Genomic DNA, 13,522 nt, shown 5'->3' with positions numbered 1-13,522 from the left:
TTCTTTTGATAATGTCTACCTTTCTAATTATGGTAGCAAGTGTTTTAAACCTTCTACATTCAACAGGAGAAGCTGGGGATAAAACAGGTATTTACATTGAAGTGTTTGTGATGTTTATCTTAACACTAACTATGGTTCTTGTAAATAATATGGAAAAGAAAATAAAGGATTTGGAGCAAGAAAAGTAAAGCTCTAATTTTGTGTTATCAAGTAATAGAATTGAAATGATAAAGTTTAAACGACATATAAAGGTTGATGGTGAGGTTTTTGAAACCTGGTTAGGACTAGATATTAAGAAAAAGGGTGGAAGACCCAATGTTAGTATTTATTTCTATACTGACGATCCAGAGCTTGAAATGAGCGAGCATCATCTAATTAAAGCTAATTTCCAAAGTAAGGATGAAGCAGTAAAGCATGGTTGTTTGTTTATGCGTGGCATGTATAAAGATATGATAAAGCGCGAACAAGGCCTTGTTAATCAAAAAGAGGAAGAAGATATGGAATAGTATTTCCAATCTGTTAGATATTTCAAAACCATCGGATTTTATTCGATGGTTTTTTTATGCAATAGATATAGCTATTAGCCGAAAATACAAAGGCCATCTCATGAGAGACGGCCTTTGTTATATCCAATGAGTTTAAGAATTACTTCTTTTTAATCTCTCGTAATGCTAGGTTTAACTCAACCAGTTGTGCATCTGATACTGTAGATGGAGAATCGATCATAACATCGCGACCCGAATTGTTTTTCGGGAAAGCAATGACGTCACGAATAGATTCTATGCCTGCAAATAGTGAAGCTAAACGGTCAAATCCGAAAGCAATACCGCCATGAGGAGGTGCACCATATTTAAATGCATTCATAAGGAAACCAAATTGTTCTTGAGCTTCTTCATCGGTAAAACCTAAATGTTTGAACATTTGAGCTTGAAGTTCAGTATCGTGAATTCGGATAGAACCACCACCAATCTCAACACCATTAATAACCAAGTCGTATGCATTAGCACGAACAGCACCTGGATCGGTATTCAATAAGTGAAGATCATCTTTCTTAGGCGATGTAAATGGATGGTGCATCGCATGGAAACGCTTATTGTCGCCATCCCACTCCAATAGAGGGAAATCTACAACCCAAAGTGGAGAGAACTTCTCATTATCTCTAAGTCCAAGTTGAGAACCCATTTCAAGACGCAACTCAGAAAGTTGAGGAAGCGTTGTGTTACGATCACCAACAAGAACTAATAATAGGTCGCCTGGCTTGGCGTTACAAGCTTCAGCCCACTTTTGTAAGTGTTCGGTAGAGTAGAATTTATCTACAGATGATTTGAATGAACCATCTTCGTTATATTTTACGTAAACCAATCCTTTAGCACCAATTTGTGGTTTTTTCACAAAATCAGTTAACTGATCCAATTGCTTACGCGTGTAGTTTGCACAACCTGTCGCACAGATTGCACCAATATATTCAGCTTCATCAAATACTTTGAAATCGTTCCCCTTAGCAATAACGCTTAAGTCTACAAATTTCATTTCGAAACGTGTATCTGGTTTGTCGTTACCATAGTAAGTCATGGCATCCGCATAGTCTAACTTAGGGAAATCGAAGTTCAACTCAACATTCTTCAATTTTTTGAATAAATGCTTCGTTAAGTTTTCGAAAGTATTTAAGATATCGTCTTGTTCAACAAATGCCATCTCGCAATCAATCTGAGTAAATTCAGGCTGACGGTCAGCACGAAGGTCTTCGTCGCGGAAACATTTTACAATTTGGTAATAACGGTCGAAACCAGAAATCATTAACAGTTGTTTGAATACCTGAGGCGACTGTGGCAAAGCATAAAACTCACCTGGATTCATACGTGATGGTACGATAAAGTCACGAGCTCCTTCTGGAGTCGACTTAATCAATACAGGTGTTTCGGTTTCAATAAAATCTAATTGATCAAGGAAATTACGAATCTCGATACCCATTTTGTGACGCAATACTAAATTCTCACGAACACAGCTACGACGTAGGTCAAGGTAACGATACTTCATTCTTAGCTCGTCTCCGCCATCCGTATTATCTTCAATAGTAAAAGGAGGCGTAACTGATTTACTCAATACTTCAATCTTCTCAGCAATAATCTCAATATCACCAGTTGGTATTTTTGAGTTTTTACTTTGACGTTCATGAATGGTTCCTGTAATTGCAACAACAAATTCACGACCTAATTTTCTAGCCTGAGCACAAAGCTCTGGATTGGTTTCCATATCGAAAACAAATTGAGTAATACCATAACGATCACGAAGATCGACAAAGGTCATTCCTCCTAGGTCACGAGCTTTTTGTACCCAACCACTAAGGGTTACAGTTTCTTTTATATTCTGAATTCTTAATTCACCACAAGTATGAGTTCTATACATCTTATTCCTATTTTATTAACTTTGCGAAAATACTAAGTTTTTGTGAATTAGAATAGATTTTTTTTGAAATAGGGCAGGCTTTTGCATTTTATCTTGTTTAGCTACAAAACTGTAGCTCCTTATTCTAATTTGATTAGTAACATTCAACGATAATAATTCTTTATTTATAACTCTTATGGGAGATACGATTAATCCATTTTCTGATGAATATTTTATGAGGCAAGCTTTGGAAGAAGCGCATAAGGCTTTTGATGAGGATGAAATTCCTGTGGGAGCTATTGTCGTATGTAATAATAGAATTATTGCAAGAGCTCACAATTTAACCGAACGCTTAAACGATGTCACTGCTCATGCTGAGATGCAGGCTATCACTGCTGCTGCAAATTATTTAGGAGGAAAGTATTTAAAGGATTGCTCTCTATATGTGACCTTAGAGCCTTGTAATATGTGTGCTGGTGCCTTAGCATGGTCGCAAATAAGTCGAATTGTTTATGGTGCAGGCGATAAGAAAAGAGGTTATACAGCATTTTCACCTTCACCATTACATCCAAGAACCGAGCTTGTAAAGGGGGTTTTAGAGGAAGAGTGCGCTAGTTTGGTAAAGTGTTTTTTTCAGAAGAAAAGGTAAGTTGTGTTATTTTATGATCCCTAATTTTGAAACACCAATCAAAAGCATTATTTTAGCAAGCTGAAAATCCTAAAAGAAGTAAACAGGGGTTTTATTAGGGGTAATTTAACCTTTTACCAATTTAGGATCACTACAATCCAACCATTTATATCATCCATCTCTTTTCGTTGAAAGTGTTTATAATCTTTTGTAGATTTGTGTATCCTTGTGCAATTTATGTTGTTATAGATTGTTCTTGGAACTACATTTTTAATAATAAAACATTAAAAAATAGATATTATGAGCGCGCATAACGAGGCTAAAATGGGTGATATTGCAGAAACGATTCTTTTACCTGGAGATCCACTAAGAGCAAAATATATTGCAGACAATTTTCTTGAAGATGTTGTTTGTTATAACAAAGTGAGAAACATGTTGGGTTTTACAGGTACCTATAAAGGAAAGCGTATTTCTGTACAGGGAACAGGTATGGGTGTGCCTTCAATTGGTATTTATACTCACGAATTAATTACTCAATATGGTGTGAAGAATGTGATTCGCATTGGAACTTGTGGCTCGTTTAATCACGATGTAAAAGTTTTTGATGTGATTCTTGCTATGACTTCTTGTACAGATTCAGCAATGAACAAAAACCTTTTCAGAGGGATGGATTATGCTCCATGTGCTGATTTTGGTTTGTTGACCGATGCGCACCAGTCAGCCAAAGAACAAGGTGTTAATATTAAAGTAGGATCAACCTTAACGTCTGATATTTTTTATCACGACTTGGATAATAATCCAGAGCCATTTAAAATTTGGGCTGACTATGGCGTTCTAGCTGTAGAAATGGAAGCCACAGCTTTATATACCATCGCAGCTCGTCATAAGGCAAAAGCATTGGCTATTTTAACCGTTAGCGATCATATTTTAACAGGAGAAGAAACAACCGCTGAAGAGCGTCAGACCTCATTGAATACAATGATTACAATCGGTTTGGAAACTGCAATCAAGCAATAATTTAGATCTAAATAGATTGCATTACAAAAGGAGAAACTTGGGGGTTTCTCCTTTTTTTATGCCTTGAACTGAACTACTTAGCCTAACCAGGTTTTAAATTCTTTCACTCTTTCCCGGCTTACGATAATTTCATCCTGCTGATAGTTGGTCATTTTAATTTTCAGGCGGCTATTTGAGTAGGCCAATATGTCTTTTATAGAATTGATGTTGACAAAAAACTTACGGCTGACTCTAAAAAATATACTAGGGTCTAGTAATTCTTCTAATTGTTCTAATGAAAAATCGACAGGATAATTTCTTTCGGTATTGGTGAATATAAAACTGGCTTTATTCTCACTGTAAAAACATTCTACGTCTTCGGTTTTTATACTTCGGATATGTTGGCCAACTTTCACTGTAAATCTATCCTTATAAGTTTTTTGAGGTGTACTTAACAGTTGCTTTATTTGCTCTAAATTAAATGTTTCATTCGCTCCGTTTTTTTGAGAGTTAAAATGATGGTATTTGTTCATAGCCTTTTTTAAATCTTCATCATCAATTGGCTTTAATAAATAGTCTATGCTGTTTAGTTTAAAGGCTTTTAAGGCATACTCATCGTAAGCAGTCGTGAAAATCACCTGGCATGTGATTTTTGTTTTTTCGAATATCTCAAAACTTAAGCCATCAGAAAGCTGAATGTCTAAGAAAATTAAATCGGGATGATTATTTTCTTCGAACCATTTAACAGATGTGGCTACTGAATGTAGTGTTTTATTGACTTTTTCTCCTAGATCGTTCAACATCCGTTCTAGTCTACGTGCCGCTGGCTTTTCATCTTCAACTATAACTATATTCATTTTTATTGGCTGTTTATCAATGGGAGTTTAATCTTAAATAAATCTGCGGTTTCTTCTATTATAATACGCTCATCGGTAAAATAATTGTAGCGAGCTTTAATATTTTCCAATCCCATTTTGTGGGAGGTTTGTTTGGTACTTTTTGGATTGATATTATTGCTTACAATTAGGTAATGATTATCAGTTTCAATCTTAATATTAATCGGTTTTTCGTCTGATACGATATTGTGCTTAAATATATTTTCTATCAAAATTTGCAGAGCCAAAGGAATAGTTGTTTTATTCATATCACTAAAAGCAATATCGGTACTATAGTTGACTCCTCCCTCGAATCTTATCTGTTGCAGAAAAATGTATTTATCAGCAAAACTCAATTCTTCTTCTAAGTTTACCAATTCTTGATTTTTTTGATCTAAAATATAGCGATAGATGTGTGATAATTTACTAATAAATTTTTGTGCCATTTCTGGATTTTCATCCACCAATGAAGAAAGCACATTCAAACTGTTGAATAAAAAATGCGGATCGACCTGATTTTTTAAGGCTTCGTATTGAGAGGCAATATTTTGATTCTCCAATAATGCTTTTTGTGTTAAAGCGACTTTCAATGCCTGCATGGAGCCTTTTGCATGAAAAAAAGTGGCAATACCCAATGACAATACGATATAGAAAAGATGCATCCACAAAAATCGACCTTTAAAAAATTGCTCGTAAGGTAACTTTTGAAGTTTCACTAATAAGTAGTAATCGATAAGTAGAACAACTGTTACAACATAAATGATTGTGATAATAATGCCCCACACTAGACGCTTTTTCCCTTGCAAATGCCAGTTGAATTTCCAGTCTAACAATGTGGAAATCACACTGCAGCCCATAGCTAATCCAAAACAATACATTGCGGAAACAATAATGGAAGAATAGAAAATATTCCAATTGAGTCTGTTGAACATGATTAAAAGTGTTATTACGATAGATATGAGTGTGAGTCGTAATGACAACTTAATGTCCTTTTTTAATCTAATTTTTAATTCGCTAGTTTGCATTTTTTCCAATTAATAATTGTTCAGCTCTATTTCTCCCCCACCTTGGATAAAATGCTGAAGGTGCTTTAAAGTTATCAAACTTTTTTAATGATGATTGAATCATCTCATAAAAGGGTTTAGTGTCTTGTCCGAAGAGTTTCGCCATATTGATTTGATATTCGGCTAATAAATAAAGTGGACGTGGATTATTGGTGTCTAATTGTATGGCTGTTCGGTAATCTTTCATGATTGAGGCCGATAATTTTTGTCCATTATTCATCTGATCTAAAGTAACCCATGCCGTATTGATTAGTGCTTGTAAACAGAAAAGTTCTGAGTTATTACTTGATTGTTTCTTTGCCTTATTCAGACTTTCTTGAGCTTGTTCAAGTAAGGCAGAGGCTTGCTCTTTTTCTCTTCCTGAAAGCACCTGTGTTGCAGATATCAATCCGATATAATAATTGGGAAGCCAGTTTTCTTTCTCGTTGGAAGCAATTCGTTCGAATAGAGCTATAGCCTCCATGGGTTTAGTGTTGCCCCATAACTGCAGAGCTTGACTCATTCCTTTTTCATAGCTGTTTTGTGCTGAACTGATTAAAATTTGACTGCTTATTAGCAAAATAAAAAGTACGATTTTTTTCATGATATTCTTTTTTAGTTTGAGAGAGTAAAATTGTTGAATGCAAAATGGAGTTCAAAAAGAAATTGACCCAACTGTTGATTTATACTGCTGAATGGTATATTGGGACTAGATACTATTTGTACCAATCTTTTTTATTCTTAAGCGGGAGTCCTGTTTATTATAGATTCTTCAGTTGATTCTTATTTTTGTTCTTACTGATGGTAATGAATAAGCCCGCAAAAAAGAAATGTTTGGTATCGGGGGGAATGGCTTGTCGGTTGTATTGTCCTTCAGAATTGGGCTTATTGCTATAATCGTAATTGTAAATATTATTATGACCGAGTATATTGGTGGCCGAGCAATAAAAAATGGTTTGTTGCGAAATCAGCCACGACCAGTTAAGGCTTAAGTTAGTGTAGCTTTTGGTCTTCTTACTCATAAACTTGTCCGAGTTAGGGTCGTTATAGGGTCTGCCACTAGCAAAGTTGTAGCTTATCCCAATTAGCGAGCGCAACTTCTCTACCCAATACTTACCGACTATCGATAAGTTGTGCTTGTTGCTAAAATTACTTGCTGCTTTTTCTGGAAAATCCTTGTCATCTCTCTCAGTATCGAGGTAGGAGTACGAAATCCAGTATTCAAAGTTTTTAAAAGTCTTTTCGTCTTTCCAATATAAGTCCAAACCTCGGGCATAGCCAGATCCTGTATTGTTAAAATTCGATGGGGAGCTGTTATCGATCATCTCGTATTTCATCAAGTCGGCATATTTTTTATAATACAACTCAGCTCTCAAAATTCGTTTATCATTATTGTAATGGTAATTAAAGAGATAGTGTTGACTCTTCTCTTCCTTTAGGCTTTGGCTAAGCTGTAGATTCCTGTTCTGAGGCAATTGATAGAATTCTCCCCAAGCAAACGACAGCTGACCATGCTCACTTACTTTTTGACCGACAGAGATTCTCGGTGATAAATGAAACGATTCGCTATAATCGGCGTATTCTCCTCTCAAGCCAACTGTAAGTGCCGTATTTTTTGTAAAAAGAATATTTGACTCAGTAAATATAGCCGCGAGCTGATTTTTCAGATTGTAATTTTGTTCCCAGGCAGAATTCGATAGGCTGATCGTCTTATTGGCAACAGTAAAAAAATACTCAGCACCCATGCTCAATTTTATATTCTCATTAGGAATGTGTTTCAACTTAAACTTGACGTGTCCGTTTTTTTCTTTATTACTGATGCTGATAGAGTCTATCTTTTCTTTATTGTGATTGTTAGAGTAACTGGCACCAGCTTTTAGCAAGCAAGTTTCTGATATCGAGCCATTATACGATGTGTTAAAATAAAGATCCTTCTCTTTTGTATTATAGCTCAGCTTTTCAAGATAATCAATGTCCTTTTGTAGGATGTGGAATTGAGTATGATGGTAAGCCGTATAGAATTTTAAAAGGCCCTTGTTAAATTGGTGACGATAAACGGCTTCGCCTGATATTTTTTCTGGCAATTTTTCCCACTCTTGCTTCGAAGCATTTAGTTTGTTGTAAGGAGCAAGATTAGTGTATGAGGCGTTTACCGTTAAGGCATCTTTTTCCTTTTTAATCACCTGCCCAAAACCAGCACCAACAGACATGATAGATATTTCGCTGCTCTCTTCAATAGGAGTGTCCTTAGTGTCTAATAGGAGTACCCCCGAAAGAGCCTGCCCGTACTCTGCCGAATAGCCACCCGTGCTAAAAGTCGTGCCTTTAAAAAGCATGGGGGAGTAGCGAGCCCTTGAAGGATTGTTCTTGGCCGAGGCTGTATAAGGTTTAAATACTCTCATCCCATCTATAAAGGTTTGCGATTCGTAACTGTTGCCCCCACGTATAAATAATTCGCCGCTTTCGCCTACGGTTGCTGTGCCGGGTAAGGTTTTAAACGCAGCAATATAATTGCCCGCAGCACCGGCTGTTGTGACAACATCGAGAGGTTTAAGTACCGATATCTTTGTATTATCCCCAGCGCTAAATGTTCCTGCGGTAATCATCACTGCATTTAAAGAATTCACCGATTCTTTAAGGCGGATTTGCAGATTTTGCATTTCCTTTACATCCTTGCTTAGTTTGGTTGTGACAAATCCAATGCAGGATACCACCAATGTCTGCTTACCAGATGTATTGCTTTTGAAATTAAAGGTACCATTTGCATCTGTTGAAGCTCCATCGTAGCTTTTGTCGATGTAAACATTGGCACCGGGAACTGGATTTCCTTTTTTATCGCAAACCCTGCCACTGATTTGGCCTTGTGCAGATAGAAATTGAGTTGTAAGCAGAATGAAGAATACTAAAGTGGTTCGTAACATGCGATATAAGTATTGATGATTAACACTTACAAAATTGCCTTTCGCAGGGCTCATTAAAAAAGAATAGTTTCCGACTTGTTGAATTCTGTTACTGAATTGTCATATGAAAATCAAGGCCTTTTAAAGTCCTGTTATCCTGCTGGACTTTCTTCTTTTTTAAAAAGTAAATTAAAGTTCTATATTTGGGATGTTCATAAACCTAGTCCCCTATGAGAATTCTACTGACCTTTTTACTTGTTTTTTTATCTGTATCATCTTTCACTGAAAATGTGATTCTTATTGATGAGGGGAAAGTCGATAGCCTGGAAAATCGGTTAATGATTGTTGATGGTGATGAGAAGCTGGAACTCTTATTAAAACTTTGTGAGGAACTGGTTGAGAAAGATTCTGAGAAGTGTATGGCTTATGCAGAGGAAGCTTTAAAGCTATCTCAAAAGTTAAATCGTCCCCGATCTCAGGTTAAAGCATTGATTTTTCTAGGTAGAGAGGATTCAAATTTAGGCAACTATTTTGAAGGCTTGCAACATTTCAAAGAGGCCGCAGGAATTGCTGATCGTGAAAATGATGGGAAAGGTTTGGTTGATTCCTGGAACGAAATTGGCATTACCTATTTCAATATGAGTAGCTACGAAGAGGCTCAGTCCTTTTATTTTAAAGCCTTAAAAAAAGCTGAAGAAATTGACTATAAGAAGCGGGTAATTGGAATGAAGAACAATATTGCCATTATCTATTCCATTTATAAGAATCACGAAAAGGCTTTGGAATTATTTTATAAGCTTCTGGAAATCTATGAAAAAGAGCAGGATTCGTTTCATTTTGCGCTAACCTCGGTAAATATTGCTAATATTTATGATGAGATTGGTGAGTACGAAAAAGGATTTCAGTATTTGGATAAGGCGATACCCTTTTTCATAGAGTCTGGTAATAATTTGATGCTTACCTCTACCTTGAATAATAGAGGTGTGATTTATCTTAAGTTGAATAAAAGAAAAGAAGCTCTTGCTGACTACAATAAAGCACTTGAAATTTCTGAACAAAATAATTACGCGAGTGGAATCATATCTTCATCTATTAATATTGGGGAGTATTTTGTAAATGAAAATAAATTGGAAAAGGCTTTGTTCTTTTTTGAAAAAGCACAAAAGATTGCTTTGAAAGATCTGAATAAGACTAGCCTTAAAGATTGTTATGCTGGAATAGCCAAGGTTTATACTCTACAGGGGAATTATCAGAAGGCTCTTGAAAATACGAAGCAGTTTATGGCCTATAGAGATGAAATCTACAATGAACAAACTCAAAAGCAAATCAATGAACTTCAGATAAAATACGAAACGGAGAAGAAAGAGGAAGAGATCGAATTATTGCAATTAAAGATGAGAATTCAGAAAAGAAATCAGATCATTCTGATTCTTGGCTTGTTGATTATTTCTTTTTTGATTCTTAGGGTTTTGCATTTAAAACAGCTTAATCTTAAAAGGAAAAATTTATTGCTTGAACAGGTTAATTTAATGGATAAATTGGCTCTTGAAAAAATGGATTCGGAGAAAAGGGAAAAAGACCTTGAGAATTTAAGATTGCAGGATGAAATGTTGGCTAATCAAGAGATAAATCGTTTAAAGCAATTGAAATATAAAGAAGATTTAAAGCATAAAGAACGAGAATTAGCAGCAAATGCCTTGCATGTTGTCAGTAAAAATGAAACGCTTGATAGTCTCAAAAAATCTGTTGAAGCTGTCTTAGCATCTGATAAAGATAATGTGAAAGCTTCATTAAAAAGATTGATTAAGGAGATAGAGGGTAACATTAATTTGGATCAGGATTGGGAGATGTTTAAAATGCACTTCGAGGAAGTTCATCAGGATTTCTTTAAGCGCTTGGTTGATAAATTTACCGATTTAAATGCAAATGATTTGAGATTCTGTGCTTACCTGAGGTTGAATTTAGATGCTAAAGAAATTGCAAGAATTCTAAATCTTTCAGTTAATGCGATTGAAAAACGTCGATATCGATTAAGGAAAAAATTAGAATTGAGCTCCACTGATAATCTCTTTGAATTCCTTAGTAATTTTTAAAATCAAATCTTCTGAGAGATGATGCTAGTCTTTTCCCATTCATAGTGAGCACATTTGTTTTATACTATATTCTTCTGTGATTTTTTGTGATCACTGAAATGACATCATTTAAAGCTAGAATCTACTTAAGTCTATATCAAGATCGGAACAAGTCTGGATCATGTTTGGAATAAGTCTGGAAAAACCCAGTACTGATTCAAACTTGTTACGGTGATTGTATTAACTAGAGACAAGAATAGTTTGAATCATTTAAGATGACTAGAACCTTTAAAAAATATAAGATGTGTGAGTGGAATTTAAATAGCTGATGGTTGAATTATTTTCAATTTATCTTCTCAATAAATCATATTCTTTTTGTTCTAGCCAATAGCTGAAAAGCCCCATGAAATCTAATGATTCTGATTTGCGACCCCTTTTGTCTATGCGATAAAAAGTGTCGTGACCCCTTTTGTCTAGCCTGTAAATTAGCTTATCCTGTTCGCGGTTGATAGTTTTGGAGTACAGTATTTGGGAAGTCCCTAATTCTTCCATGTACTCATAGAGTTTTTAACCCAAAACGATAGCCAAGTGAAGAGAAAGGAATTTAAACCATTTTTTGAAAGCTTCTATTCCAGTTTATGTCTGTTTGCCAACAAGTATGTTGATGATAGAGATATCGCTGCAGACATGGCTCAGGAGGCTTTTATTAAATTATGGAAGGGAAAGGAGGCATTTGATAATGAAAATGCCATAAAGGGTTTTCTATATATGGTGACTCGAAACTCTTGTTTGAACTATATCAAGCATCACAAAAAAGTATTGGATTATGGAATCCAAGCTATGAATACTGAGTTATTCTTTAGAGATACTATTCTCGAGGAAGAAACCTATTATGAAATTCATAAAGCCATCGAAGTTTTACCATCCCAAGGAAAACGTGTGGTTCAAATGAGTATGAAAGGTCTTAAAAATCCTGAGATTGCCCTTCGGCTAAAGATATCTATCAATACAGTAAAGTCGGTTAAAGCGAATGCTTATCGCTTACTTCGTTTACAATTGAAAAATGTTGTTGTTTTTTTGTTGATCCTAACTGGTTTTTTTTGATGAGAACGCCTGTTTTTAGATCTAAATCACAAACTGATGTCGGAGTTCATGTGGGCTCTGACATTTTTTTTTGAAAAAAATAAATTGCATCCCACCCCCTTTTATTTCTGAGTTGTTTTAGTTGTATAATGTTTGGAGCGAAGGGTTCGTATGGAGAACAAAAGTCCAATTCAAATAAAATAAATTTTCTAGTGAATAGAATTGACCATCATATAAGAATATCTCAGCTGATCGCCAAAGAAGTGAATTTTGGTCTGGATGATAATGAGAAGAAGGAATTGAATACTTGGATGAATGAAAGCGCAGAGAATAGTCAAGCTTATTCAAGAATAATGAATAAGAAGAGCTTTCTGAATTGGGATGAAGATTTTCATCAGGTGAATGTTGAGGAAGGGTGGAAGCGTTTTGATGAGGCAGTAAATCCCAATAGAATGGTGTTTGTATTCCAAACTATCCTCCGCTATGCCGCAGTGATATTTATCCCCCTGTTTTTGGCAGGAGTTGGTTATTATTTATACAACGATTTAATTAATCTGTCTCAACAACAGCAAGAGCAGTTTGCAAAATATGAGCCGCAAGCACCGCAAGCTCAGTTGACTTTAGCAGATGGACGAAAGGTGAGCCTTGAGGATTATAAGGTCGCAGCCTTAAAAGAGAAGGATGGGACCCAAATTGAAAAAGGAGAAGGGAACTTAAAGTATCAGGCAGGTGAGGAAAAGATAAAGGGAAAGCCTTTGTATAATACAGTGGATATTCCAAGGGGCAGTGATTATAAGTTAGTTCTGTCTGATGGTACGAAGGTTCATTTAAATGCCATGAGCTCCTTGAAGTTTCCTGTTCAGTTTTCAGGAAAGACAAGAGAAGTTAAATTGACTGGGGAAGCCTATTTCGAGGTTAAGAAAGATGCTAAACATCCCTTTATAGTGAATGTTTTAGGAACAAAAGTTGAAGTGCTTGGAACTTCTTTTAATGTAAAGGCTTATGAGGAGGACGAGAATATTGAGACAACCTTGGTGGAAGGGAGCGTAAAGGTACAATCTTCAGGTTTTATGACTGAACCTATCTTATTGGAGCCAGGTCAGCAGGCTGTTACGAACGATAAAATGGGAAGTATCGATATGAGGGAAGTGAATGTGGTTTTGTTTACTTCGTGGAGAGAGGGCGTTTTCTTATTTAAAAATCAGCGAATGGAGGATATTATGATCGAATTGTCCAGATGGTACGATCTAAAGGTTTTTTATACGAATCCATCGGTAAAGGAATTCCGTTTTGGAGGACACTTTAATCGGAATAGTGACATCAGTTCTATTATGGAGATGTTTGAATTGACCCATAAAGTAGATGCTAATATCAATGGTGGAACCATTGTAATTGGTGAAAAATAAAACAGGAAATGCTGTCACATTTCCTGTCTAAATATTTCTGCAGAAACAGAAATTGAATTTAAGTGTAAACTAAATCTTTACAAAGTTATGAAAAAATGTTTGAATAATGGCTTCCGATCCAGGAGGCTGTTTAA

General features: G+C 35.6%; 12 protein-coding genes. 7 read left to right on the top strand and 5 right to left on the bottom strand.

Annotated elements, in window-relative coordinates; all coding sequences use genetic code 11:
• Positions 1 to 11: 11 nt before the first annotated feature.
• Complete coding sequence (locus DWB61_RS17675; protein WP_156190213.1) at positions 12 to 188, top strand: hypothetical protein; 177 nt, start codon at positions 12 to 14, stop codon at positions 186 to 188.
• A gap of 36 nt (positions 189 to 224) precedes the next feature.
• The gene (locus DWB61_RS09945; protein ID WP_125030758.1) at positions 225 to 506 is read left to right on the top strand and encodes a hypothetical protein; all 282 of its coding nucleotides are present in this window, start codon (positions 225 to 227) and stop codon (positions 504 to 506) included.
• Positions 507 to 645: 139 nt separating this feature from the next.
• Here DWB61_RS09945 and aspS read toward each other — a convergent pair whose 3' ends face one another.
• Positions 646 to 2,406, bottom strand: coding sequence for an aspartate--tRNA ligase (gene aspS, locus DWB61_RS09940; protein WP_125030757.1), 1,761 nt, complete (start codon positions 2,404 to 2,406; stop codon positions 646 to 648).
• A 175-nt stretch (positions 2,407 to 2,581) separates the two neighbouring features.
• Between aspS and DWB61_RS09935 the strand changes: the two genes are divergently transcribed.
• A complete protein-coding gene (locus DWB61_RS09935) occupies positions 2,582 to 3,034 on the top strand; it encodes a nucleoside deaminase (protein ID WP_125030756.1) in 453 nt (150 codons plus the stop codon).
• 279 nt (positions 3,035 to 3,313) lie between these two features.
• Positions 3,314 to 4,030, top strand: coding sequence for a purine-nucleoside phosphorylase (deoD, locus tag DWB61_RS09930; protein WP_125030755.1), 717 nt, complete (start codon positions 3,314 to 3,316; stop codon positions 4,028 to 4,030).
• Between the two features lie 77 nt (positions 4,031 to 4,107).
• On the opposite strand, the gene DWB61_RS09925 is transcribed toward deoD, so the two are convergent.
• The 4 genes from DWB61_RS09925 to DWB61_RS09910 all read right to left on the bottom strand — a co-directional run bounded on the left by DWB61_RS09925 (position 4,108) and on the right by DWB61_RS09910 (position 8,848).
• Complete coding sequence (locus DWB61_RS09925) at positions 4,108 to 4,866, bottom strand: LytR/AlgR family response regulator transcription factor (protein ID WP_125030754.1); 759 nt, start codon at positions 4,864 to 4,866, stop codon at positions 4,108 to 4,110.
• 2 nt (positions 4,867 to 4,868) lie between these two features.
• Positions 4,869 to 5,816 carry a sensor histidine kinase gene (locus DWB61_RS09920; RefSeq protein ID WP_158614393.1) on the bottom strand — a complete coding sequence of 316 codons (948 nt, stop codon included), beginning with the start codon at positions 5,814 to 5,816 and terminating at the stop codon, positions 4,869 to 4,871.
• 82 nt (positions 5,817 to 5,898) lie between these two features.
• Entirely contained in the window at positions 5,899 to 6,531 is a 633-nt protein-coding gene (locus DWB61_RS09915; protein WP_125030752.1) for a tetratricopeptide repeat protein, read from the bottom strand.
• 157 nt (positions 6,532 to 6,688) lie between these two features.
• Entirely contained in the window at positions 6,689 to 8,848 is a 2,160-nt protein-coding gene (locus DWB61_RS09910; protein WP_158614392.1) for a TonB-dependent receptor, read from the bottom strand.
• 209 nt (positions 8,849 to 9,057) lie between these two features.
• Between DWB61_RS09910 and DWB61_RS09905 the strand changes: the two genes are divergently transcribed.
• From DWB61_RS09905 to DWB61_RS09895, 3 genes are all read left to right on the top strand, one after another.
• Positions 9,058 to 10,920 (top strand): tetratricopeptide repeat protein, encoded by a 1,863-nt coding sequence (locus tag DWB61_RS09905; protein WP_125030750.1) that lies wholly within the window; start codon positions 9,058 to 9,060, stop codon positions 10,918 to 10,920.
• 567 nt (positions 10,921 to 11,487) lie between these two features.
• Complete coding sequence (locus DWB61_RS09900) at positions 11,488 to 12,003, top strand: sigma-70 family RNA polymerase sigma factor (RefSeq protein WP_156190212.1); 516 nt, start codon at positions 11,488 to 11,490, stop codon at positions 12,001 to 12,003.
• Between the two features lie 191 nt (positions 12,004 to 12,194).
• Complete coding sequence (locus tag DWB61_RS09895) at positions 12,195 to 13,388, top strand: FecR family protein (protein WP_158614391.1); 1,194 nt, start codon at positions 12,195 to 12,197, stop codon at positions 13,386 to 13,388.
• The last annotated feature ends 134 nt before the right edge of the window (positions 13,389 to 13,522 follow it).

Source organism: Ancylomarina euxina (assembly GCF_003863355.1).
Taxonomy (GTDB): Bacteria; Bacteroidota; Bacteroidia; order Bacteroidales; family Marinifilaceae; genus Ancylomarina; species Ancylomarina euxinus.
The sequence above is the reverse complement of the archived record's forward strand: the minus strand, read 5'-3'. Positions and strand labels throughout refer to the sequence as shown.